This is a genomic window from Salipiger sp. PrR007 (assembly GCF_010499845.1).
Lineage (GTDB): Bacteria > Pseudomonadota > Alphaproteobacteria > Rhodobacterales > Rhodobacteraceae > Salipiger > Salipiger pacificus_A.
Genome location: NZ_JAAGOZ010000013.1, coordinates 1 through 23,282 on the forward strand (window position 1 = coordinate 1; position 23,282 = coordinate 23,282).

General features: G+C 64.2%; 28 protein-coding genes and 1 pseudogene. 15 read left to right on the forward strand and 14 right to left on the reverse strand.

Features of this window, described 5'->3' with window-relative positions; all coding sequences use genetic code 11:
* Positions 1–371, reverse strand: a 371-nt coding sequence (locus G0Q01_RS04560; RefSeq protein ID WP_203594903.1) for a phage terminase large subunit family protein, incomplete at its 3' end; no start/stop codon positions are given.
* Positions 371–988, reverse strand: a complete 618-nt coding sequence (locus G0Q01_RS04565; RefSeq protein ID WP_164213028.1) for a helix-turn-helix domain-containing protein — start codon at positions 986–988, stop codon at positions 371–373. The genes G0Q01_RS04560 and G0Q01_RS04565, both read right to left, overlap by 1 nt.
* Before the next feature lie 488 nt (positions 989–1,476).
* Between G0Q01_RS04565 and G0Q01_RS04570 the strand changes: the two genes are divergently transcribed.
* The gene (locus G0Q01_RS04570) at positions 1,477–2,412 is read left to right on the forward strand and encodes a hypothetical protein (RefSeq protein WP_164213029.1); all 936 of its coding nucleotides are present in this window, start codon (positions 1,477–1,479) and stop codon (positions 2,410–2,412) included.
* On the opposite strand, the gene G0Q01_RS04575 is transcribed toward G0Q01_RS04570, so the two are convergent.
* The 7 genes from G0Q01_RS04575 to G0Q01_RS04605 all read right to left on the reverse strand — a co-directional run bounded on the left by G0Q01_RS04575 (position 2,406) and on the right by G0Q01_RS04605 (position 5,845).
* Positions 2,406–3,071 (reverse strand): hypothetical protein, encoded by a 666-nt coding sequence (locus G0Q01_RS04575; RefSeq protein WP_164213030.1) that lies wholly within the window; start codon positions 3,069–3,071, stop codon positions 2,406–2,408. The genes G0Q01_RS04570 and G0Q01_RS04575 overlap by 7 nt on opposite strands.
* Positions 3,068–3,649 (reverse strand): hypothetical protein, encoded by a 582-nt coding sequence (locus G0Q01_RS04580; RefSeq protein WP_164213031.1) that lies wholly within the window; start codon positions 3,647–3,649, stop codon positions 3,068–3,070. The genes G0Q01_RS04575 and G0Q01_RS04580 overlap by 4 nt, the downstream gene beginning before the upstream one ends.
* A gap of 262 nt (positions 3,650–3,911) precedes the next feature.
* The gene (locus G0Q01_RS04585) at positions 3,912–4,529 is read right to left on the reverse strand and encodes a hypothetical protein (RefSeq protein WP_235939635.1); all 618 of its coding nucleotides are present in this window, start codon (positions 4,527–4,529) and stop codon (positions 3,912–3,914) included.
* A 2-nt stretch (positions 4,530–4,531) separates the two neighbouring features.
* Positions 4,532–4,825 (reverse strand): hypothetical protein, encoded by a 294-nt coding sequence (locus G0Q01_RS04590; RefSeq protein WP_164213032.1) that lies wholly within the window; start codon positions 4,823–4,825, stop codon positions 4,532–4,534.
* Positions 4,822–5,148 (reverse strand): helix-turn-helix domain-containing protein, encoded by a 327-nt coding sequence (locus G0Q01_RS27275; protein ID WP_164213033.1) that lies wholly within the window; start codon positions 5,146–5,148, stop codon positions 4,822–4,824. The genes G0Q01_RS04590 and G0Q01_RS27275 overlap by 4 nt, the downstream gene beginning before the upstream one ends.
* Positions 5,149–5,153: 5 nt before the next feature.
* Positions 5,154–5,354 carry a hypothetical protein gene (locus G0Q01_RS04600; protein WP_164213034.1) on the reverse strand — a complete coding sequence of 67 codons (201 nt, stop codon included), beginning with the start codon at positions 5,352–5,354 and terminating at the stop codon, positions 5,154–5,156.
* A gap of 170 nt (positions 5,355–5,524) precedes the next feature.
* A complete protein-coding gene (locus G0Q01_RS04605) occupies positions 5,525–5,845 on the reverse strand; it encodes a hypothetical protein (protein ID WP_164213035.1) in 321 nt (106 codons plus the stop codon).
* Positions 5,846–6,079: 234 nt separating this feature from the next.
* Here G0Q01_RS04605 and G0Q01_RS04610 point away from each other — a divergent pair, with 234 nt between their 5' ends.
* The 13 genes from G0Q01_RS04610 (at position 6,080) to G0Q01_RS04660 (ending at position 13,902) form a co-directional block, all read left to right on the forward strand.
* Entirely contained in the window at positions 6,080–6,478 is a 399-nt protein-coding gene (locus G0Q01_RS04610) for a helix-turn-helix domain-containing protein (RefSeq protein ID WP_164196280.1), read from the forward strand.
* A gap of 236 nt (positions 6,479–6,714) precedes the next feature.
* Positions 6,715–7,062 (forward strand): hypothetical protein, encoded by a 348-nt coding sequence (locus G0Q01_RS04615; protein WP_164213036.1) that lies wholly within the window; start codon positions 6,715–6,717, stop codon positions 7,060–7,062.
* Between the two features lie 102 nt (positions 7,063–7,164).
* Positions 7,165–7,362 (forward strand): hypothetical protein, encoded by a 198-nt coding sequence (locus G0Q01_RS04620; protein WP_164213037.1) that lies wholly within the window; start codon positions 7,165–7,167, stop codon positions 7,360–7,362.
* Positions 7,359–7,490 carry a hypothetical protein gene (locus tag G0Q01_RS27045; RefSeq protein WP_255455540.1) on the forward strand — a complete coding sequence of 44 codons (132 nt, stop codon included), beginning with the start codon at positions 7,359–7,361 and terminating at the stop codon, positions 7,488–7,490. Before G0Q01_RS04620 ends, G0Q01_RS27045 begins: the two co-directional genes overlap by 4 nt.
* Positions 7,490–7,894: a hypothetical protein gene (locus G0Q01_RS04625; RefSeq protein WP_164213038.1), complete on the forward strand. Its 405-nt coding sequence runs from the start codon at positions 7,490–7,492 to the stop codon at positions 7,892–7,894. Before G0Q01_RS27045 ends, G0Q01_RS04625 begins: the two co-directional genes overlap by 1 nt.
* A gap of 106 nt (positions 7,895–8,000) precedes the next feature.
* The gene (locus G0Q01_RS04630; protein WP_164213039.1) at positions 8,001–8,420 is read left to right on the forward strand and encodes a hypothetical protein; all 420 of its coding nucleotides are present in this window, start codon (positions 8,001–8,003) and stop codon (positions 8,418–8,420) included.
* A 27-nt stretch (positions 8,421–8,447) separates the two neighbouring features.
* Complete coding sequence (locus G0Q01_RS04635) at positions 8,448–9,437, forward strand: DUF2303 family protein (RefSeq protein ID WP_164213040.1); 990 nt, start codon at positions 8,448–8,450, stop codon at positions 9,435–9,437.
* Between the two features lie 63 nt (positions 9,438–9,500).
* Positions 9,501–9,782: a hypothetical protein gene (locus G0Q01_RS04640; protein WP_164213041.1), complete on the forward strand. Its 282-nt coding sequence runs from the start codon at positions 9,501–9,503 to the stop codon at positions 9,780–9,782.
* Positions 9,782–11,989: a DNA cytosine methyltransferase gene (locus tag G0Q01_RS04645; protein WP_164213042.1), complete on the forward strand. Its 2,208-nt coding sequence runs from the start codon at positions 9,782–9,784 to the stop codon at positions 11,987–11,989. Before G0Q01_RS04640 ends, G0Q01_RS04645 begins: the two co-directional genes overlap by 1 nt.
* Positions 11,990–12,275: 286 nt before the next feature.
* Positions 12,276–12,548 carry a DUF4031 domain-containing protein gene (locus tag G0Q01_RS04650; protein WP_164213043.1) on the forward strand — a complete coding sequence of 91 codons (273 nt, stop codon included), beginning with the start codon at positions 12,276–12,278 and terminating at the stop codon, positions 12,546–12,548.
* Positions 12,545–12,670, forward strand: a complete 126-nt coding sequence (locus G0Q01_RS27050; RefSeq protein ID WP_255455542.1) for a hypothetical protein — start codon at positions 12,545–12,547, stop codon at positions 12,668–12,670. Before G0Q01_RS04650 ends, G0Q01_RS27050 begins: the two co-directional genes overlap by 4 nt.
* 18 nt (positions 12,671–12,688) lie before the next feature.
* Complete coding sequence (locus tag G0Q01_RS04655; RefSeq protein WP_164196752.1) at positions 12,689–12,853, forward strand: hypothetical protein; 165 nt, start codon at positions 12,689–12,691, stop codon at positions 12,851–12,853.
* On the forward strand, positions 12,850–13,902 hold the full coding sequence (locus tag G0Q01_RS04660) for a tyrosine-type recombinase/integrase (RefSeq protein WP_164213044.1): 1,053 nt from the start codon (positions 12,850–12,852) through the stop codon (positions 13,900–13,902). The genes G0Q01_RS04655 and G0Q01_RS04660 overlap by 4 nt, the downstream gene beginning before the upstream one ends.
* Positions 13,903–14,154: 252 nt before the next feature.
* Here the strand turns inward: G0Q01_RS04660 and G0Q01_RS04665 are convergent, their stop codons facing one another.
* The 3 genes from G0Q01_RS04665 to G0Q01_RS04675 are packed head-to-tail and all read right to left on the reverse strand — an operon-like array spanning position 14,155 to position 17,475.
* Entirely contained in the window at positions 14,155–15,039 is an 885-nt protein-coding gene (locus G0Q01_RS04665) for a sulfotransferase (RefSeq protein ID WP_164196754.1), read from the reverse strand.
* A 1-nt stretch (position 15,040) separates the two neighbouring features.
* The gene (locus G0Q01_RS04670) at positions 15,041–16,285 is read right to left on the reverse strand and encodes a glycosyltransferase family 4 protein (protein ID WP_164196755.1); all 1,245 of its coding nucleotides are present in this window, start codon (positions 16,283–16,285) and stop codon (positions 15,041–15,043) included.
* On the reverse strand, positions 16,282–17,475 hold the full coding sequence (locus G0Q01_RS04675; protein WP_164196756.1) for a glycosyltransferase: 1,194 nt from the start codon (positions 17,473–17,475) through the stop codon (positions 16,282–16,284). Before G0Q01_RS04675 ends, G0Q01_RS04670 begins: the two co-directional genes overlap by 4 nt.
* An 872-nt stretch (positions 17,476–18,347) precedes the next feature.
* On the opposite strand from G0Q01_RS04675, the pseudogene G0Q01_RS27280 reads away from it, so the two are divergent.
* Positions 18,348–18,779: pseudogene (locus G0Q01_RS27280) on the forward strand (right-handed parallel beta-helix repeat-containing protein); the annotation flags it as partial.
* 2,035 nt (positions 18,780–20,814) lie between these two features.
* On the opposite strand, the gene G0Q01_RS04685 reads toward G0Q01_RS27280, so the two are convergent.
* Complete coding sequence (locus G0Q01_RS04685) at positions 20,815–22,137, reverse strand: UDP-glucose/GDP-mannose dehydrogenase family protein (protein WP_164213045.1); 1,323 nt, start codon at positions 22,135–22,137, stop codon at positions 20,815–20,817.
* 154 nt (positions 22,138–22,291) lie between these two features.
* Positions 22,292–23,263 carry a nucleotidyltransferase family protein gene (locus tag G0Q01_RS04690; protein WP_164193643.1) on the reverse strand — a complete coding sequence of 324 codons (972 nt, stop codon included), beginning with the start codon at positions 23,261–23,263 and terminating at the stop codon, positions 22,292–22,294.
* Positions 23,264–23,282: the final 19 nt, after the last annotated feature.

The following is a 23,282-nucleotide window of genomic DNA, read 5'->3' on the forward strand; positions in this document are numbered from 1 at the left end:
CGGCGCATCGGCATCCATTTGTTGTTGACCCACTCGCTCGCCGCGCTGCCGGTCGGGTGCACGATCAGCGAGTCGAGCGGCGTGTACTCGTGCCAGGCGCCCAGCGTCGGCTGAATGATCGACACCGTCTTTCCCCACTGCGCCGAGCCCCGGATGGTCACTTCTCGGCTCGGATGCTCCGGCGAGAGCACCTGGTGAATCTCGCGCAGGAACTCGAAGCGCGCGATATCGAACGGACCGGAGATCGGCGAGCGCTCGTCAAACTCGATGTTCTCGGTGCACCACCGGGTGATGTCAGGTGGCGGAGGCGGCGCCATTGCCGCGGCCATGGCCGAGCAGACCACATGTCGCGCCGACGCAAGAAATCCCATCAGAAATCGACCTCGTCCTCTTCGGCATCCATCGTGGCAGCTGTGGCCTCTTCAGCCATGGCATCGGCCCGCGCGCCCCGGTGCTCGCGCCAGAGATCGATCACCAGTTTCCGCGCTTCCTTGAAATCGACGCCGAGCTCGTCGGCGATCGCTCGAGCAGCGCGGCGCAGGAAGTCTTCGACCTGTGCCAGCTCGCGCGATAGTGCACGCGTCGCTTCGCGTGCGGCCTTCTCCGCCAGAACCACGCTTCCCTCTTCGAGCATGTTCTGCCGGCGCAGACGCCGCGCCTCTTCCTCGACCTTCTGGATCCGTGCGAGTTCGTAGCGGTCCGGATCATTCTTGGGCAGTTGCCCGTCCGGCCTCGAGGGCGGCGCGCTCGCTTCGGGCGCACCCGGTGCAGCTTCGCCCTCTCGCAGCCGGCGCTTCGTCTCGGCGCCGTTACCGAGCATCTGGCCGGGGTCCAGCCTCTGCTCGAGGACCGCGCGGACCCTGTCGACGTTGAACCGCCGCGCCCGCCCGGCGCCGGTGAAGCACCCGTCGAGCTTGCCCTCGGACACGTACTGGCTGATGCGCCCCTTCGAGAGGCCAAGTTCTTTCGCAAGTTCGGTCGTATTCATCTGCGACCTCCCAAGTCGTTTAGCTTCATCCCCTTGGTTTAGTTAGGAGTTTAGGCTTTTTCAGTTGTTTAGAGAGGCAAAACCCATGCCCTTAGCCGCCCCGTATACGGGCGGTTTCCAGGAGGGACCCATGGATTTGAGCCTTACGGCTTGTATTGGAATTTTAAGGCCAGCCGCCCCGCCGCTGCAGCTGGTCTGTGTGCCTCGCGCCAGTCGGCGGGCGCGTTGAGGTATCCCAAACGGGAAGCGCCCGGCAGCGGGGTCTCCGCTCCGGGCGCACTTCGGTTCGCAGGCAAGATGTCAACAGAGTGACTTTGAAGTCAAGATACTTTCTGCGAGCCACCAGGCTACGTGACAGCGGTTCGAGTTCCTGAAACGCTCCAACCCGTTGGAATCACTATTCACGAGTTGCTCCCGTCAACATGCTTAAGAAGTTGCAACAAGGCCATTTCGCCATAGCGCTACTCGTATTGATCATAGCGCTAGCTATGGCTGTCCTGATCTGGGACCTGTCTTCAAGGCTAACCGAGCAGCGAGTACGCAATGAAGAAGGCGCCAAAGCCTCCCGCGAACAGACCACAGACCGGATAGAACTCCACTGCGGGACCGACCTTTCTCCGACGCTCCTCCGTCGCTGTTTGGAGGATGAAATAGAAGCCGGCGATGACGCAAAGCGCGCCGAGCGCAACCTTCAATCCCAGAAAGAGGTGGCCCTGTTCACACGTATAATGGGATACACCGGGATAGCAGGCATCGTCGTCGGCTTCTTGTCCGTCGTGTTGGTCTACTTCACGCTGCGCGAAACCCGGAGAATGGCGAGCGACACCAGAGAGATCGGCGAGGCGCAGGCGCAGGCCTACGTGACCGCAAGCAAGGCAGAATTTAGGTGGGGCTCCCCTGCGCGAGACGCGCCGCAAGTCCACATTCGATTTCAGAATATCGGTCAAACACCTGTGAAATGGTTCCAATTTCGGACCCACCCGATGTTGTTTTCGCTCGGAGGCGCTGGAGATGCGGGCCTCCCTCAAGAATGGCCATCTAACGATTTGCTCGGAGATTTCAGCAAGAAATGGAGCTATGTAGATGGCTCTACAGCTGGAAGTACCGTCAGTATCAGACTTCTGGCGAAGGGAATCACGGTGCGCCAACTGGAGAGTGCGCGTCCCACCTTGGGAGTTGCTAACAGCCACGGGCTCGCAATATTCGGTGAAGTCAGATATTGCACGTTCTTCAACGATATTTACCTGAGCCAGTTCGTGTTTGGCTTGAACTGGCTTCGGGATTTCAGAGGCGATAGAACGGTCGTCGAACAGGACGGCGCGGACCTCACAATCACGACTGAACGACCGCAGAAGATGAGCGCCTTCCCCTTCGAAATGGAGACATACCAACTCAAGTGCAAGAATAAGCGAGTGGATCATTGACCACCGCTATTCCAGGGGGCCATCGGCGGCATCGAGTCGGTCACTTCGAAGGCTGATAGACCCCTGATCTGGAACGTCGTTCTGAGCTCCAGAAGCGCACTCCACCACTGCAACCATTGCCTCCGCTGCGAAGCGACATCACGAGCTGTGCCAGTGTAGCGCACCAAGCAAACATAGCCATCATTCTTGCCGAGCTGAGATTGCGGCCATCGATGCATGATTCCATCCCCCGACCAAAAGCTGCGCTCGGCGTACACGCCATGCTTGCACCGACGAACCGTCGCTGGCTCGCACTTGGCCTCAGGCTGGCAATCCACCTCAGGCCACCGCCCGGACTGGGCAAGGCTAGCGATCCAGACAGCCATGCGCCGGCCACCCACCGCTTCCGGCAGCGCGGCGAGCGCCGAGGAGATCAGGTCCGCGTCCGGGTGCGGCTCGGACCGCCCGCCGCCATCGACCGAGCAGCCGAGATTGTGCCGCTGCATGAGGATGTATTCCATGCCGACACCGGGCCGCTCGCCGGCCAGCCGGGAGAGTTCGTCAAATTCGATGCTGATCTTCTCTCTCTGGAAGGCCCAGACCAGAAGCTCCCAGATGCTGACCGAGCGTTTCACCGAGCGCCCGGGACGAACCGCGCCGGCCATCAGAGAAGCCATCATCGTACCGCTCCCTCCGGAAGCAGCGCCATCGCGCGCCGCTCCAAACCGTCGTACCAGCGCAGCCACTGAGCATCGCCGTCCCGCGACATGCCGCGCCGACCACGATCCACCATCAGCTCGCGCTGCCGCGACCATTCGTCCGCCCGCTCGCGGATGATCCGCCGGTCGCCATCGTTCAGTGGCGGGCGCTTGCGTTTCTCGAGAAAGGCGAACTCGGCAACGAGCACGCCCTCGGCGAGCGCCTGCGGCCCACGCGCCGAGCCGAACCAGCTTAGTATCGTCGGATGCTCTTCGAGCGGGCGCGGCGCGACTTTCTCGGCAACTGCGGCAATCGTCGCCATCGACGGCCAAGCGTTCCGCGCCTTGCCTTCACCGCGGTACCGCAGCATGTCGCGGAGCGTCGCGAGCTGCTCATCCGACATGTAGGTCAGCGCATCGGCCAGCTTCACCAGGAAAGCGTCGTGCGCATCGAGCTTCACGTTCCCGGGCTTGCGAAAGCCATGCTCGGTCAATGGGTCGATCAACAGGCGCCTTACCCTGCCCCGCTTCGTCTCGCTGGTGGTCTGCTCGGTGGTCATTTCCAGCCCCTTCTCTCAGCAAATCCTGAGTTATCCACAGGTGTCACCGCTGGTTTGTCGCGGTTCCGCTTTCTCTTTTCCTTTTCTTTTCAATCTCTTTTCCTCTCCTTTCAGCGGGTACGGAAACGAGACAAAAAAGGGGGAAACACGGGTCAGATCACGGAGAAACACGGAACATTCCGTGTAATTTCCGTTCCGTTCTGTGATTTTTCCGGAATATTCTGTGACGGTGACAGAATATCACGGAACAGAACCGTTCCGTTCACCCGCTCATCTCCACCTGAAATTCATCCAGAGCCTTGCGAACGAGAGGCTCGCGCCGCTGCGCGTCGGGATAGTTTTCCTCGAGCCATTCATTGAATCGGCCGACGAAGCCAGGCACTTGCAGCAGCTGCGGCGCCTTGATCCTCGTCTCGATCATTTCGGTGAGGTCCTTGAGGCGCTTTGCGAGGCGCCGCTGGTCTGCCTCGACTTGGTTCTTCTTTCGGGACTTGAGCGCCTCGAGGGCGACTTCCTGCACGATCGGATGCGCGTAGCGGACTTCGCCGTTGTCGCATCGGACAAGGTGCCAGTTGTGCAGCGGATTGATCTCCCGCTCACAGAGCTGCCGCCAACGATCAAGCGTGACGCCGACGGTATCCGCGAGGAGGCGCTCATCTGTAGGCAGGGTGCCCACCGGAGTCTCGTCGTGTGCCTCGCAGATCAAAAGAAAGCCGAACCAACCGACCTCGGGCTCGGCCAACCGCTTGAAGTTGCTCTTCCGCCAGCGCTTCAAGTTCCATTGGATAAAGAAGTGGGAGTCGAGGCGGTCTTCTGCCGAGATCGGGTACTCGGGCAAGTCATCTGTTCCGACAGGTCGGAAGGCGCGTTGCGTCGCCATCATTAAGTCCCCTTGGAGTAGGCTCTGGCACGCAGCGCCCACAGGGCCGCCATCTCTACCTCGAGCGCGTATTTCGCCGCGCCGAACGCGGTCTCGTTGCTGTGCAAGCGCGCCGCGATCACCTCGCGGGCACGGGCGTGCGCAAGGGCGACATCATCGCCAGGCGCGACATTCGGAAAGGCGTCGAGCGCATCGCTCAGCGCCATGATGGTGCTGCCGCAAAGCGTCATGCCGCCCTTGTGCAGGGCAAGCGCCGTCGCGGCGATCACGAAGGATGCGCGAGCGGAGCCGGTCATTGTCCCGCCCTCCGCGCTGCGCCGCCGGTCATTCCGGCCCGATGGAGCATGCGCCAGACGGTGGTTCGCCCGACGCCCAAGGCGGTCGCGATGTCATCTAGCTTTGCGCCGGCCTGCCGCATCTTCACCGCGCGGGCATCGCCGCCCTTGCGAAGACGGGGCCGAGCACCGTTGGGAAGAGGATCGCCATCACGCTTGAGCGCACGCGATAGGCGCCCCCGACTGCATCCGACCCGATCCGCGACATGCTCGAGCGACAATCCCGAGCGCCGCAGCTGGCGGGCCTTCCGCATGTCGATCGACGTGGTTTCTACATTGCGCATCCCTCTCACCAATAGGCAGCGGACAGGTCCGCCCCCCCCTCAGCCGCTTCATCCGCCTCTTTGACACGGTTGGTGCGGACCCGAACCTGGTGGCTCGCGAGACCGCTGGACTTCGCGATTTCGCCACTGGACGTGCCGCCGGCCCGGCTTTCAACGAGGGCGAGGAGAGCCTCATCGTCGGATCGTGTCGGGATGCGATAAGCCATGGGCGTTCCTCAGAAGAAGGCCGGGGCCGAAGCCCCGGCAGTTCCAACAGGGAAACGCGGGGCATTCAGCCGCACGCGGCCCCGCTTCGCGCCACACACGGAGAACGGCATCCCCCGAGCGACTGAATTGCTGTGCGGACTCGCGCCCACATTCGCGATGCCGGGCGGCGTCATGCCGCCCTCCGCTCACCCATTTCCGCCTCAAGCGCCGCCGACAGAGCTGCGCCGTGCTCGACCATGGCGATCAGGACCTTGTCAGCAGAGGGGCGATTGGTGGCGTTCCACCAGTTGCAGGCGGTCGAGAACCGCACCTCGAAGTGCGCAGCGACCTCTTCCGGGTTCCGGAATTCGGCGTGCAAGAACCGGCACCAGACCTCGGGCGCAGTCACCCGGACGGCGAACCGGTCCAGAATCTTGGGCCGGGACTGACGCGGGGTCCGCACGGCAGGTTGGGCTGGAGACTCATTCGAAACAACGAGGTGTAATTTCATGCTGCATTCCCTTTCGGCGCATGCGCCAAGGCCAGTTCGTCGGCGGATACCGGTATTCCCCGGGATGCAGCGCCCAAGATTAGCGCATGCCAGTACTTTGAGGGGATGCTCTGCCGCTTCACCCAACGGTGAACCGCAATCAGCGCGAGATCAGAGTCAGCAACGCGTGCATCGTCCAGGACCGCGCGCCGGTCAGGCCATTCTTCCAGAATTTCAGAGACGGTTCGTTGGATCATGACCAAGATGGTTATGACCAATTCGGTCATCTGTCCAGCGCCAATCTTGGTTATTGAGACCGATTTGGTCAGCGAGGATCGTGACCGGATGAAAACTCAGCCCAAAACCCCCCTCCCTCGCGAACTCGCTGAAGCCATGCGACCCGAAAGCATCGGGCACCGCCTCCGCCTACTTCGGGAGTCTCAAGAGCTTTCTCCTGCCGAGATGGCAGACCTGCTGGGAATCGAACGCACTTATTGGTCTCGGTTCGAGAATGGGCGGCGAGCCATAAACGAGACCACGGCTGCCCTTCTAGTCGCGCAGTTCGGCGTCACCTTGGATTTCCTGATACTTGGAAGATGGGACAAGCTCCCACTCGACCTGGCGACGAAGATGCGAGACCTCGGCGAGAAATAACACTCATCCACCGACGCATCAGCCTCGATGGCGGCCAGCGCCGCCCTGAGCAACCTTGGATTGCCATCCCAATACACGAACAAGCTCCCCCGGAACATTACGTGAACAATTAAGCGACTACACAACCTGTGGCGCAAGCGATTCGGATGATAGTGACCGTTGTGGTCATTTTTTAGATTGACAGTGACCATATTGGTCATGTTATCTGATCTCCATCAACCCATGGAGACGCTATTATGTCGGACCAACCTCACCAACAGTTCAGCGCCATCGCCGCTGGCCTTACGAACCCAGAACTCCCCCAGACCCTGCCTTCCGCCGCGCACCAGCTCTGGCTGACCGCCAAGGAACTCCGCGGCGCGCCGATTGGCGGCGAGCGCCTGCAGCGCCTGGAAGCGATGCCCTCGCACTACCCGACGGCTCTCACTGGCGAGGCCACGCTCGGCGAGGTCGCAGCCGGCCTCGAGCGGGCGCGCCCTGCGATCAGCAAGGCAGTCGAGGAAGCCCGCCCCAAGCACGATGCGCGGCGCGCAGGCTTCCTGACCCGTTTTCTCCCCCACCATCCGGGCGGCGACGCGGCGTGAGCCGCGTCCATCGCACGACACCACCCCCGCGACCCCATGGCAGGCGGCATCCCGATGCAGGCACGTTCATCCTCCCTCCCATCGCCTGAGCGCGGAGAGGCAGTGAGAGCAGAAGCCACCACTCACGGACACCACGCCCTCTGTCTCTCACAGGCCCGCGCTGTCGTCGCGGATGTCGCCTGCCATGGGATCGCCGAGATCACCCGCGCCTGCGCGGTGATCGTGGATCGCACAGACGATCCCAAAGAAGCGCATTCGGCCCGCGCGCTGCGCGGCATTCTGGAAGGAGAGCAGACGTGATCAGCAACGCCATCCGCCACCGCGAGCGGTACCTCGACGATTTTTGCAGAGGCTTGTGCTGGGGCCTCGGCTTAGCGCTCGGCGCGGCCTGCGTCGGCATTCTCGCGGTCGTGGTTCCCATTCTCTGATGGGGGATCATCCGAACCCCGATGATGTCTTCCGCGCCAACTCGAAGATCGCGCGGGACGCTTTGGACAAGCTCGCCAGAGAACTGCGTACGGAAGACCAGCACGACCGCGCGGCGATATGCGAGAGCGCCAGCCGCGTGATCGACACCACCAGCCGGGGCTACATGCTCGCGGCGGAAGAGATCAGGCGCCTCAGCCCGATCGAGGACCCGTTCTGGATGGTCTGCCGCAAGCCTCGACACCCCGAAGCGAAGACTGAGCCGAAGCGCCGGTTTCCCCGCATCGAGGCTGCACGTGACGAAGCGCGCCGACTGGCATGCGCCCTTGGCGTTTCCTTCGTCATCCTGGTCGCGATCGAGGAGATCGCGCCGCAGGACACCAAACCGGGGCGCCTGCCCCACTGAATGCAGGGCATGAGGCCCGCATCCCCCGCCGCGCCTTTCCGAAGACCTCTTGCTCCCCCCACAAGAACGCGGCGGGGGCACCAATTTCGCTAGGAGAACCGCCGTGATGACGAACAAGAAGCCGCCCGCCCAGATCAATCCGACCGAGCCGCACGATCCGTTCAAGATGCGGACGCTTGAGCAAATCCTGATGCTCTTTGATGGCGGCGAATTCTTGGGCGAGGTCATGACCGGCCACCAGAAGCTGATGCAGGACCTGCTCGAGCACAACGCGCAGCACGGCTCCAAAGGCTGCAATGGCACCATGACTATCCAGCTGAACTACGCCGTGGGCAACGCGGGCGATGTCGGCATGGGCGCCACCGTGACCTTCAAGGACCCCAAGAAGCCGCCGAGCAGCGCCGCCGCGTACATCAACGATGCGGGCGAGCTGACGCTCTACAGCCCGATGATGGCGCGCATGAACCAGCCGGTTCGCGAGGCCACCAACTACGACCCCGAGACAGGCGAAGTCCGGGACATCTGACCACCACTGCCCACGAAGGACACGACCATGACAGAACTTGTCACCCAGACCATGCAGAACCCCGCCGAGACCATGCGGGACATTATGCAGGAGATCGGACACCACGACCCGATCGAGACGCCGGCAGAGCTCGACCTCGGCAAGGCGCAGTTGATCACGCTGCCCGACGGGCGGAAGGTAAGCGACCTCACGGACAAGCTACGGGAGGCCGCTGGCTACCTCAAGCCACTGCGCCGCGCAGGAACTGCCCGCCTCGACGATCTCGACAGCCTGGTTGCTTGGGCGAAGCGGTTCCAGGGCGAGAACTCGGTGCTCTTCGCGAAGCCAGACATGCAGAAGCCGACCCTCACCTGCATCGCAGACTATCACCTCGCAGGCCCAGCCCAGCCCGTCGCACCTGCTGGCGACCCCACCGCACGGCACTGCCACCACCGGGCGATCTACAGCTTCCCCCTTTCGGAGGAATGGAAGGACTGGATGCGCATCTCTGGCCAACCGCTCGACAAGGACGAGATGGGCGAGTTCATCGAAGCCCACGCCAAGGACATCATGGACCCGACGCCGGCCGTCCTCGGTGGCACTATCTCGGATAAGAACGAGCCCTGGGAAAACCGACTGATCCAGACCGCGCAGAAGATCGAAGGACGCTTCGGCCAGCTCTCGCTGCTGCTCGCCATGTCCCGCCGCTTCCAGGTGCACGAGACCAGCGACCTGACAGTGAAGACAAACCGCGATACCGGCGAATCCGAGATCCAGTTCCTCAACGAGCACAAGGGCGCGGACGGCAAGCCGCTCAACGTTCCGAACCTGATCACCATCGCGATCCCGGTGTTCCTAAACGGCGCACCTTACCGCCTTCCGGTTCGCTTCCGCTATCGCAAGGCCGGCGCCTCGGTGAAGTTCATCCTCACCATCTACAACCCAGAGAAGGCTTTTGAAGCAGCCTTCGACGAGGCCGTCGCCACCGCGCGCGATGCGACCGGCCTGCCGATGTTCCAAGGCACCCCTGAAATCTGATCCAGCCGCCTTTGCCAGCGCCCCCAAGCGGGGCGCTGAGATGGACGCCTGAGGAGACAGAACATGACAAACTCCCTGACCAACCATTGCGCGCCAACTCAGATTGCACTTCCCAGCAAGCTGAGCGAGCGAGAACACCGCAAGTCTGCGAGCCTGCCGCCGATTAAGCCGGACAGCGAAAAAGACCAGCGGACACCCGAAGCGCCGTTGCCGTCGGGCTGGTGGGCAGCGATCCTGATCTTCGGCATCATCGTGACCGGCGGCATGTGGGTGATCTGCGCCGCGGTCGAGCAGCTCGGCGTGATGATCCGCGTTATGGCGGCATTCCTCGAGGCGTTCTTCTGATGCGCGACACCTTCGACTTCCCCGAGCTGCCCGACCGCGCCTACACCGGCCTGCCGCTGATCGTCGACAGCTTCGCCGGCGGCGGCGGGGCCAGCACCGGCATCGAGATGGCGCTTGGCCGCGGGCCCGACATCGCGATCAACCACAATCCGGCGGCGCTGGCGCTGCACGCGGCAAACCATCCGGACACGCTGCACCTGTCCGAGAACGTCTATCGCGTCGATCCGCTCGACCATCTCGCAGGCAAGCACATCGGCCTGATGTGGTTCAGCCCAGACTGCAAGCATTTCAGCAAGGCCAAGGGCGGCAAGCCCGTGGCGCGCAACATCCGCGACCTCGCGTGGATCATCCCCGGCTGGATTGAGCGCATCCAGAAGAGCGGCGGGCGCGTCGACGTGGTGCTCATGGAGAACGTCGAGGAGTTCGCAGGCTGGGGCCCGCTGATCGAGACCGAGCGCGGCCTGATGCCCTGCCCGGCCCGCAAGGGCGAGACCTTCGCCGCATGGTGCAAGGCGATCCGCAAGCTCGGCGGGAAGATCGAGCGCCGCGAGCTGCGCGCTTGCGACTACGGCGCCCCGACGATCCGCAAGCGGCTCTTCGTCTGCATCCGGTTCGATGGTCAGCGCATCGTCTGGCCCGCGCCGACGCATGGCGCGCCGGACTCGGACGAGGTGAAGGCGGGCAAGCTGCAGCCGTGGCGCACCGCGGCGGAATGCATCGACTGGTCGCTGCCCTGCCCAAGCATCTTCGACAGCAAGGCCGAGATCATGGAGAAGCACGGGCTGCGCGCCGTACGCCCGCTGGCGAACAACACCCTCGCCCGCGTGGCCAAGGGGCTGCGCCGCTACGTGCTCGACGCCGAGCGGCCCTTCCTGGTCAATCTGACCCACGGGGCGCGGACCGAGGATCTCGACGATCCGATGCGCACCGTTACCGGCGCGAACCGCGGCGAGAAGGCGCTGGTCACCCCGTCGCTGGTGAGCATCGCCCACGGCGACAGCGGCGGGCGCCGGGAATACCCGCTGACCGAGCCGCATGGCGTCGTGACCGCAGGCGGCATCTCGCACGCCTTGGTCGCGCCGGTCATGGCAACCATGCGCAACAGCCAGAAGCCGTGGCAAGGCGTGACCGAGCCCGCCCATACCGTGACGGCCGGCGGCGCGGGGCTGACCCTCATTGCCCCATCCATCGCCAAGTTCATGACCGGAGCGACTGGCCGCGAGATCGACAGCCCGCTCCCGACGGTGACCGCCAACAGCTACCTCAAGCGCCCGGGCGGCGCTGCCCCGCTCGGCATCCTTGCGCCGCTTCTGGCCAGCCTGAAGGGCACCACGCGCCGCATGGGCCCCGTGGCACAGCCTCACCCCACCGTCTGCGCGGAAGGCAACCACAGCGCCGTCGTGGCACCGGTGCTGACCTACGCGCAGCAGGGCGGGCGCTGCCGGTCGATCGAGGATCCGCACCACACCATCTGCGCCAGCAAGAAAGATCAGAACAGCATGATCGCCGCGACCATGGTCCATGTCGGAAACGGCGAGCGGGAAGGCCAGGCACCCCGCGCGCTCGACATCACCGCGCCGCTGAACACCGTCGTGGCGGGAGGCGTGAAGCAGTACCCGGTCGCGGCCTTCTTCGCCCAGCAGAACAACGACGGGCGAGGAGTCCACCCGGGCCGTCCGGCCGGTGAGCCGATCTCGACCGTCACCAGCTCGGGCAGCCACCAGACACCGGTCGCCGCATGGCTGGCGAAATACTACGGCACCGGCGACGGCGCGCCCGCCACCGAGCCCATGCACACGATCACCACCAAGGACCGGATCGTGCCCATGCAGGCGGAACTCGCCGCGCCGCCCTTCGACGAGGCGCACGCGCCCCGCGCCCGTCAGGTGGCCGAGCTGATGCGCCAGCACGGTCTCTGGGATGACCGCGAGTTCGTCACCGTCGAGATCGGCGGCACGCCGTTCGTCATCGTCGACGTGGGCATGCGGATGCTCACCCCGCGCGAGCTCTTCAACGCGCAGGGCTTCCCAGCCGACTACGTGATCGAGGGCGTTTGGCACCAGCGGGACGGCGAGTGGGAGTTCGAGGCTTTCCCGAAAGACGTGCAGGTTTCGTGTGTCGGGAACAGTGTCTGCCCGCCGCTGGCCGAAGCGCTGGTGCGGTCGAACTGCGCGCACCTGGTCGAAGCTCGGGAGGTTGCCGCATGAGTGGCGTCGCCCACCAAATGCCCCGGATTGGGGGGACATTTTCCAAACCGGGGCAACTGGTAATACAAAAGTTCTGTCTTCAAAAGTTTGCCCTCCCTCTCAGAACCGGGGAAATTCCGGCTATCTGCACCAAGAGGTCTTCGGGCGTATCAGTCCACTCACGGACTTCGTTCACGCTGCGTCACTTTCTTGCCTCAGTCGAGAGGGCTCAGCCTCCGATTGTCGAGATTCCTGTGGATAACAACCCCCGGAAAATCCGCTCTCTAGATGTGGTGGGAGTGGCCGCATGACCGTCTACGTCGACGACATGTACCGCACCGAGATGGGCCGCTTCCGGCACATGAAGATGAGCCACATGATCGCGGACAGCACCGACGAGCTGCTCGCCATGGCGGACCAGATCGGCCTGAAGCGTAAGTGGCTGCAGAACGCAGGCACCGCAGACGAGCATTTCGACATCGGCATGGGATTGCGCGCCAAGGCGGTCGCAGCCGGTGCGGTCGAAGTCAGCATGCGCGAGCTCGCGATGAAGTGCCAGGCGCGGAGGTCACCACCATGACCGACCTCTACACCGCCTTCGTCATCATCTGCGCCGCGATCCGCCCGGTCCACATGCTGATGAGGCTCCCCGCCGCCAGAGCGCGCCGCCGGCGCATCCAGCAGTTCTATAAGTCCAGCTAACCACCGGAGACCTGAGACATGGGACACCGTTTCAGCCTGACACAGAAGCAAGTGCAGGACCTCATTGCCATGACGCCGCCCGGATACGTGCCCAGCGTCACCGTGACCTTTGCGAGATCGAAAGATCAGCATCAAGATGCCGCCACGAAAGACGCCAACCCAGCGGACCTCATCGAACCATGACCAAGGGAAAAGAGCTGCCGAGCTACATCCATCGCCGCAAGCGCGACGGCGTCCTCCTCTTCCGCAAACGATATGCCGGGAAGATCGTGGAAATTCGACTTGAGACGCAGTTTTCAGAAGATGAGCCGGTCCCATTTGCGCTTCACCAGGAGCGCGAGCGCCTACTCAATGCGCCATCTCCGGTGCCCAGCGGCAAGGATGTTGCGGCGGTCATCCGCGCGTATCGCGCCGCTCCCAAATACCGCGACCTGAAACGCCGGACGCGTGATGACTATGAGAAGCACCTGCCCTACTTCGAGGACAAGCTTGGCCACCTCGCGCCGCGGCAAATCGAGCGCCACCATGCCATCGCCTGGCGCGATGCTTGGGCCAAGAAGAAGAGCGCCCATTTTGCAAACTACAGGCTGCGCGTGCTGTCGATCGTCATGGAGCACGCTAAGGACATGGGCCTGCTGACCAAGGCCGAGGAAAACCCGGCGAAGGGCATAAAGGCGCTGAAGTACGAAAAGCAGGACCGAGAGCCATGGCCTGACACCAAGGTTGCCGAGTTCCGTAAGGCATATTCTTACGGGACCCGCGAGCGCACGCTCTTCGAACTCTGTCTCGGCACCGGGCAGCGGATCGGCGACGTGCTGCGTATGCAGTGGGGGCACATCAGGGGCGACACCATCTTGGTCAGCCAGAGCAAGACCGGCGCGAGGCTCGAAATTCCTATCACGCCGCACCTCGCGGCAGCACTCGACGCCATCGAGCGAAAAAGCCTCTTCATCCTGACCAAGGATATGTCGAAGACTAAGCGCCCGGGGCAATGGGAGTATCGCGGAGCATCAGACGCCATGCGCGCCGCTCGGAAGGCGGTGGGTGCAGAAGCCTACGACCTGCACGGGCTGCGCTATACTGCGGCTGTCGAGCTGCTCCTCGCAGGCTGCAGCGATGACCTGATCGCGGCCGTCACAGGCCAGAGCGCGGCCATGGTCAGGCACTACACCCGACACGTTCGCCAGCGCGTCAGAGCACGCGAAGCGCAGCAGAGAAGAGACCGGATTTGACGATATCTAAGTGCCACACATTCCCGGTTTGTTTCGGGTTTGTCCTAGGCAGCCGCCGCACACAAAATCTATTATTTTCTGGGGCTTGATGCGGGATTTGCAATCCGCTGCGTCACCACTCCGCCAACTCGCCGGGGGTGTGGCACTCCTTAAGTTCCCGGCGGAGTGGCGTCAAGCAGATATCGGAGCTGCGCGACCAGGGCGACGCCAAGGCGCCGATGAGGCGGGGACCGATGCCCGTCTCCCTGCCCTTCAGCCCATAACCGTCGGGGCAAGGTAGCCGAAACGCTCGATGATCGCGGCGCAATTTTGCTGGATCATCCCCGCCACCTCCGGCGCGAGGCGGGCCGATGCAGCCTTGCCGGCATCCTCCCGCACGAGAGCCGAGATTCCTCCCCGGACCAGGCCCTCCTCCGCGGGGCGCCGCCCTGTCTCGCGTCGTCGTCGCCCGTTCGGCAACAGGCCCCGTGTCGCAGGGGTTTCGAAACCGCAATGATCAAAGACCTCGTCCACGGTCCGGGCGAGGTCGCTGACGATATCCTCGTGCCGCACCAGCTTCAGCGGCAGGCCGCGCTGCTCGAGGCGCAGCAGGGTCTCGCCGAAATACCGGTAGAGGGCCATGATCTCGGCCGGATCGCCGCCACGGGCCATCATGGTCTCGCAGGTGTCGTAGGGATCGCGCACCAGACCGACGAAGCGGGCCCCGGGGTAGAGCCGGTCAAGCTCCGTTGCGAGGCCGATGTTGTAATTCAGCACCTCGACCAGCATCCGCCCCCGCCCCGAGGGCAGGCCCGGCCCCAGCCCTCGCGCAGCGAGCGCGCGCTTGTAGCGGCGCACCTCGGGCAGGTTGCGGTCGGTCGCACGGGCCAGCTCGCGGGCGATCCAGGCGCGGTCGCGCGGGCGCAGCGGGCCGGGGGCGCACCGCGGATTGAGGATGTCACCGCTGCGCAACAGCGTGGGAAAGTAGCTCGCAAGAGCCTTCAGGGCCTCGGCGCGCGGCACCGGTGCCGGGCGGAGCACCTCGTGAATGGCGCCCTCGGGCCAGACGGTGTCGCGATGGGCGCGCAGCGCGTCGTGCAGTTGATCGCTGCCGCCGCGCTGCAGGCCGAGCAGGAAGATCGGGGCCGTGTCGCTCATCTCAGCGCCTCCCCGCCGTGGCGGCGCGGGTGCCGGCGCCCAACTCGACATATTGTGCCAGCAGCGAGGTCGCGGTCTGGCGGATGTCGTAGCTCTCGGCCACTGTGCGCAGCGCGGCCTCGCCAAGCCGGGCGCGGCGCTCGGCATCGGTCGCCAGCTGCGCCAGCGCGGTGGCCAGCGCCTGACGGTCGTCGACCTCGAACAGCAGTCCGTTCTCACCATCGCGCATGAAGTCCATGGCGCCCCCGGTGCGCGCGGTGATGCAGGCCAGACCCGAAGCACAGGCTTCGAGCAGGGCGTTGGACAGACCCTCGCGCGCCGAGGGCAGCACGAAGACATCCACCGCCCGCAGCAGGTTGGGCATGTCAGCCACATGGCCAAGCATACGCACCCCGGGCTGCTCGAGCAGCGCGGCAGGGATCTCATCGCCCTCGCCGAAAGTTGCATGGTAGCCCGAGCCCGAGGCGCGGTTCGCCCCGGCGATGGCGAGCGTCGCCTGCGGGATGCTTTCGCGGACGTCCGACCAGGCCTCGAGCAGCAGCGGCAGGCGCTTCTGCGCCGCAAGCCGCCCGGCAAAGAGAAAGAGCGGCCCTGCGGGCAGGCCGAGGCTCAGGCGCAGCTTGTCCTTCTCGACCGGGGTACGGGCGGGGCAGAAGCGCGCGCCGTCCACGCCGTTGGGGATGTACCGCAACTTCGCCGCTGGCACCCCGAGTTCGGTCAGCTCGGTCTCGATCTCGCGGCTCACCATCGGGAACCGGTCGACGGCCCGCGCCATATAGGCCAGCCGCTGTCGGCCGAGCGGCTTGCTGGCGATGGACGTCGCCTCGCCGCCGCACATGGGCTTGGCAAGCAATGGCGCATTGGTCCAGCGCTTGCCAAGCGCCCCGGCCAGCGCCGGGGAGAAGAGCGAGTGGCAATGGATGACGTCGGGGTTCAGATCGCGCACCATGCGCGCGGCACCGAGGATGAAGCCGACGCCCTTGACCGGCTTGCGCATGGCGATGCGCCGGACCTTGACGCCGTCGATGGTCTCGGCGGCAGCAAGCCCGGGATAGCGGCGCGTGAGGATGTAGACCTCGTGCCCCTGCCCGGTCATCAGTCCGGCGAGTTGCGCCACCTGCTTTTCCGCCCCTCCGACGATCGGGTGGTAGGAGGAGATGATCATGCAGATACGCAGCGGCTGGCTGGGCGCCGGCGCGGCTGTGCCGGTCGCCCGGGTCAGGGTGGATGTGATGCCGGAGTTCATTTCGCCCCCTCCGATGCCGCTTCCGCCGTGCTTCCAAGCGGCACGGGCGCCCGCCCGGTGGTCAGCGTCGAGAGCAGCTCGACCCATTTGGCGACCATGGTTTCCTTGTCGAAAAGTGTCACCACGCGGAGCCGTCCAGCCGCGGCGTAGCGCGCGCGCAGGTCGGGATCGCCCAGCACGCTGTCCAGTGCATCGGCCAGCGCCCGCGTGTCGCCGGCCCCGACGAGGCGTCCGCTGACACCGTCCTCGAGTGCATCAGAGCATCCGTCCACGTCGGTGGAGATGCAGCAGCAGCCGCAGGCCATGGCCTCGAGCAGGGTGATCGGCAGCCCCTCCCAATGCGAGCTGAGCACATAGATGTCGAAGGCCTGCAGCGCCGCGACCGGGTCGGACTGCCAACCCAGCATCCTCACCCGGTCCGAAAGCCCCGCCGCGGCCAGCGCCAGATCAACCTCGCGCTGCAGCCGGCCTTCGCCGGCCATGACGAATTGCGCCTGCGGGTAGCGCCCGACCAGAGCGCGCAGGGACTCTATGTAGTCGAGCGGCGCCTTCTGCGGCTCGATGCGGCCCATCCAGCCTACCACGGGCCGGTCCGGGTCGAGCCCGAGCGCGCGGCGCGCCTCGGCCCGGTCCGCGGGCGGGCGAAACCGCTCCACGTCCACGCCGGTGCGGATCACGCTGACCCGCTCGGGCGGCATCAACCGTGCCTTGAGCGTTTCCCGCCGCGCCTGATCGGTCAGGGTCACGACGTGGCCGCCGAAGCCGCGGGCGACGAAATCCAGCGCCCAGTAGAGCGGCGCCTTGGCCCCCTGCACCCGACGCTGGAAGGGCATCGACGCCTGACGGTAGACAACGGGGATGCCGGTGATCCGCCCAGCGGCACGGCCAAGGAACCCCGACTTGCTGCCGTGGCAGACAATTACATCCGCCGCCTGCGCGCGGGCCGCCGCGATGACCCGGCGCAGCACCCGGGCGTCGCCGCCGAAGTCGATGCTGTAGCGCGCCATGTCCAGGGGCTCGGCGCTGAGGCCGCGCCGGGCAAGATCGGCGGCATAGGCCTCGTTGTTCTCGGAAAGGCAAAGCGTGTGGGTCCGTACTCCGATCCGCCTCAGTTCAGTCAGGAGCAGCTTGTTGTAGAGGGCGATGCCCCCGGTCGACTTGGTTACGGCTAGCAGACTGATCTGTCGCATGGGTAATCCACATAATTAGAAACAATTGGTCGATAATGTTCAAAAATCAGGTTCGCGGGACGCCACGACACGACAACGATTCGGCCCAAAATGACCCTTGCCGCGAGGGCAGCATACGCCGCTCGCCCGGATTATGCCGCAGCCGGCTTGCACCGAACAGCGCAAACTCAAGATCCGCCCATTTTTTGGGCAAAAGCTCCTCGGCAAAAACCTGCCTTTCCGGAGGCGAGACAAATCCTGTCCATTGTAGATCTATGACTTAACTTTAACGTACAAATTGCGTTGAAACTTAACTAACTACGGCGTTTCGCGATCCGGCTCACCCTCTTCGTGTGCCCCATTATCGCCTTAATTCCAATTTCGCTGCCCCCTTTGAACCGACAGAGCGCGCGGCCCGGCGATCTTTCACCGACGCCGAGTCGGCGGATTCTCACCCAATACCCCAAGGTAAAGTTGCAGACAGAATGCGTCCCGAGCGCTCCGCGAGTATCCGATAGCCACCGCAAAGGAACTACTCGCACACTACATAAAGCAACTAATCGGGACTAAGTCACATAATGGTGGACAAGAATTCAGAGCTTCTCGCGTTTGAGGGAGCGCAGGGGTTTGGTGCAAGCGCAACTGGTGGCCGTGGTGGTGAAATTGTTAAAGTTACAAATCTGAACGACTCCGGGGAAGGTTCGCTTCGCTGGGCTCTGGAAGATCTCGACGGGCCGCGCATTGTGGTTTTCGAAGTTGGCGGACAAATCGATCTGACCAGCCACATCGAAATTAACGGCGACGTCACGTTGGCCGGGCAGACTGCGCCCGGGGGGATCACCGTGACCGGCGCCCGTCTTCGGGTTGTTGAAAGCAACGTGATCATCCGTGGCATGACCGTGCGTCCGGGGGACGATCCCGACGGGCAGAACCCAGATGACCGCGACGGCATTTCGATCGGCAAGGCCGGCAACACGGTCGAGCACGTCATTCTGGACAGCAACTCGATCAGCTGGTCGATCGACGAGAACGTCGCGACCTGGGGCTCGCCGAGCAACATCACGATCTCGAACAACATCGTGGCTGAGGCGCTGAAAGAGTCTCTGCACCCGAAGGGTCAGCACAGCATGGGCATGCTGATCGGCGACCACAGCTCGAACGTCAGCGTCATCGGCAACCTGCTTGTCAGCAACAAGTTCCGCAACGCGCTGATCAAGGATGACGCGAAGAACATCGAGTTCATCAACAACGTCATCTACAACTACGGCAACGAAGGCCTCGTCGCGGCGGGCGCCTCGACGGTGCACGTGATCGGCAACACCTTCATCAAGGGCGAGGACTCCAGCGGTCGCGAAGCCATCCGCTTCATCGGCAGCACCGGCGAGGCCGCGTACTACGTGTCCGACAACGTCGGCGAGATCGGCGGCGAGAACACCTCGCAGATCGAAAAGAACTTCGTCTTCGACCCGGCCACGACCGAGGTGATGTCGGCGGCCGAAGCCCTCGACTGGATCCTCGCGAACGCCGGCGCGCGCGTCAACGGCGAGCTGAGCGACATCGACCAGCGCATTATCGACAGCGTGATCAATGAATCCAGCAAGCTGATCGACTCGCCGGATGATGTTGGCGGTTACGGCAAGCACACGCCCGTCGACGCGCTGAAGGACAGCGACGGCGACGGCATTCCCGACCATTACGAGAAGATCATCGGCTCCAACTCCAGCGTCGCGGACGCCAACAAGGATGCGGACGGCGACGGTTTCTCGAACATCGAGGACTACATCAACGGCCTGCTCGATGGCTTCTCCGATACGGTCACCGATGGCGACGATATCGGCGGCGACATCTCCGACGTCACCGACGGCTCGGATGAGACCACCATCGTGGGCGGCGGCGATTCCACCGGCTCTTCCGTCGGCACCGTGATCACCGTCGAGGCGGAAGATCTCGTGCTCACCGAAGGCTGGGCGACCAAGTCGCTGTCCGGCTCCTCGGGCGGCAAAGTGATCCAGAACGAGAGCGGCGAGCTGCAGAGCGCCTCGCTGGCCTTCGACGGCGACGCCGGGGTCTACAGCCTCACCGTCAACTACTACGACGAGAACGACGGCGTGAGCACGCTGGCGGTCCTCGTCAACGGCGAGCAGGTCGCGACTTGGGACTGGAACCAGGAGCTGGGCAGCGCGCTGGCCAACAAGACCACCCTCACCTCGAAGGTGATCGAGGGTCTCGAGCTCAAGGAAGGTGACGTCGTCACCCTGCAGGGCCAGCACGATCGCAGCGAGCCGCTGCGCATCGACACCGTCAGCCTCGAGATGACTGCCGAGATCGAGGACTCGCTCGTCGACACCGGAACTGGAACCGGCCCTGAAGTCGGCACCGGCAACATCGACGCGATCGGCACAGTGATCTCTGTCGAGGCCGAAGACCTCGAGCTCACCGACGGATGGGTCGTCAAGTCGCTGTCCGGCTCCTCGGGAGGCAAGGTCATCCAGAACGAGAGCGGCGCGCTGCAGGATGCCTCGCTGGCCTTCGACGGCGACGCCGGGGTCTACAGCCTCACCGTCAACTACTACGATGAGAACGACGGCGTGAGCTCGCTGGCGGTCCTCGTCAACGGTGAAAAGGTCACGAGCTGGGATTGGGATGAGGATCTGGGCAGCGCCCTGGCCAACAAGACCACCCTCACCTCCAAGGTCGTCGAGAACCTCGAGCTGAAAGAGGGGGACGTCGTCACGCTCCAAGGCCAGCACGATGGCCGCGAGCCGCTGCGCATCGACACGGTCAGCCTCGAGATGACCGGCCTCAGCGACGGGTCCAGCGACGGTTCCAGCGAACAGGCCGCCAGCAGCTCCGGCGAATGGCTGTGGATGGAAGCAGAGACCTTCCAGTTCGACTCGAGCGTCAAGAAGGGCTTCGGCGTCTCCGACATCGCGGCCGCCTCCGGTGGCCACGTGCTGAGCGCGCTTGGCAATGCCGAGGCAACGGCGACCTTCGACGGGGAAACCGGCACCTATGACATCGGCGTCGACTATTTCGACGAAACCGATGGCGTGTCCTACCTCGAGGTCAGCGTCAACGGCGAGGTCGTCGACTCCTGGCACTGGGATGCCGACCTCGGCGATCGCCTGGCGAACAAGAACACGCTCACCCGCCATGTCATCTCGGATGTCGAGATCGAAGCAGGCGACGAGATCGTGCTCGCGGGCCATGGCGACAGCGGCAACGAACCGCTGCGCATCGACGCGCTCGAGTTCATGCCGAGCGACAGCATTCTAGGCTGAGCCTCAGCGCTCTGACCGGAAAACCCTTGATCGGGCGGCGCAGGACATGCGCCGCCCGATCTGCGTTTCCGGCCTGACTTCAGGCCGTCGCGGGATCGCCGCGGCCAACGCTCTCGTAATCGCTGAAGCCAGCGGCCAGAGCATCCTCGTAGGTGTAGATATTGCGCAGATCGGCCATGCGGGGCGTTGCCATGCCCTTGGCCAGCGCCTGCAGATCAAGCGCGCGGAACTCGTTCCACTCGGTGAGGATGACCAGCAGGTCGGCGTCCTTGGCCGCGGCATAGGGATCGTCCTCCCAGGCCACGCCCGGCAGCAGCGCTTCGCCCTCACGCTTGCCCTGCGGGTCGACCACCGAGACCGAAGCCCCACCGCCCACCAGCGCCGGCACGATGGTCAGCGAGGGCGCGTCGCGCATGTCGTCGGTGTTGGGCTTGAAGGTGACGCCCAGCACGGCGACCTTCTTGCCGTTGAACGAGCCGCCGCAGAGGTCGAGCAGCTTGTCGGTCATCCGCCGCTTGGTGTCTTCATTGACCTTGATCACCGTCTCGACGATGGAGATCGGCGCGGCGTGTTCCTGGCCGATGCGGGCCAGCGCCTTGGTATCTTTCGGGAAACACGAGCCGCCGTAGCCCGGCCCGGCGTGCAGGAACTTGTTGCCGATGCGCCCGTCGAGCCCCATGCCCTTGGACACGCTCTTCACGTCCGCGCCGACCTTCTCGCAGAGCGCCGCGATCTCGTTGATGAAGGTGATCTTCGTCGCGAGGAAGGCGTTGGCGGCGTATTTGATCATCTCGGCGGACTCGAGGTCGGTGGTGACGATCGGGAAATCCCGCAGGTAGAGCGGGCGGTAGATGTCTTCCATCACCTTGGCGGCACGGTCATTCTCGACGCCCACCACGACCCGGTCGGGCTTCATGAAATCGTCGATCGCCGCGCCTTCGCGCAGGAACTCGGGGTTCGAGGCGACGTCGAACTCCAGCTCCGGATTGGCAGCGGCGACCACCTCCTGCACCTTGCGGTTGGTGCCGACGGGGACGGTCGATTTGGTCACCACGACAATGTAGTGATCGGCGGCCTTGGCGATTTCCTCGGCGGCGGCCATCACGTAGGTCAGATCCGCATGGCCATCGCCGCGGCGGGTCGGCGTGCCAACGGCAATGAACACCGCCTCGGCACCGTCGATGGCCGCGTGCAGGTCGAGGGTGAAGGACAGCCGTCCCGCCTCGACGTTCTTGGCCATGAGCGTGTCCAGCCCCGGCTCGTAGATCGGCACCTCGCCGCGCTCGAGCATCTCGATCTTGCGCGGATCCTTGTCGACGCACACCACCTCGTGGCCGAAGTCGGAGAAACACACGCCCGAGACAAGGCCCACGTAACCGGTGCCGATAATGGCAATCTTCATCGCAACAATCCTCAGAAAAGCAATAACAATGAGCATGATGTACCGCCCTCAAGGCACAACTCAAAGCAGATTCGCTTTGCTGTGCCTGCTGGCGGCCTCATGAGGGGAGGAAGTGGTGCCAGACGGGCAGGCACCAGCCGTATGGCTGTATTGGTCAATGCCTTTTCAGCCGGGAGTAGATCGGTTTCACCACGGCCCATTCCAGATCGGCCAGGCGGGGATGGCGTGCCTTGATCAGGCGGCGCCGGTGAAGAGCCCGTGTTGCAAGATCCGGCTGTACTCCCTGCGGAAGTGGCAGGCCGAAGAGTTCCTGCAGCATGAGCATCTGCAAATCGAAGGCGAGGCGGAAGCCGCGGTCTCGGCGCAGCCAGAGCAGCCAGGGCCAGTCGAGCGCGCCGCCCTCGTTGCGGAGCAGTGCGCGGAGCGGCAGGAGGTAGCGCAAACTGATACCCCCGCGCGCGAGGCCGGTGTGATGCAGCATGTCGTGGCTGATGTTGATCAACAGGCGCATGGACGCATCAGGAACGTAGAACCGCAGCCCGTCGCGGCTGCGCAGCTCGCGCCGGCCCAGCCAATCGCCCTCGGACAGGAAGCGCCCGATGTCGGATTGCAGACCGGCATGCAGATCGAGCGTGCCGACGTACCCCGCCTTCCAGAAGCTGCCGGGGGAATGCGCGTATTCGCTGTCTTCGATCCGCTCGAACCCCGCCTGTGTCAGCAGCTGCTGCGCGCGGGCGATCTCGCTGGGCTCGACCAGCAGATCGACGTCGATCATCAGCCTGTAGAATTGCGCCGGATCGTCCTGGAGCGCCATCTCGCTGGCGCCCTTGATCAGGGTCGGCACGATGCCCTCGGCGTTGAGCAGGCCCGTGCATTCCGTCACCATGGCCCAGAGATTTCCATTCCGCCGACAATTGAGGGAATCGAGTTCTCCGAGATAGGCCATCGCCTCGGGTTCGGCGGCCGGGACGTCGTCCTGGCGCAGCCTTTGAAACAGGGCCGGGGTGACAAACTCGTCGTTCGCCGTTCCGATCAGCCCCGGCCAATCCGGCACATGCCCGAGATCGCCGCAGAGCGCACGACCGAGATGTTCCAGCGGGGAGGACGCTGCGACGCCTGCTTTCATGTGCCTGTCCCATTGCCGT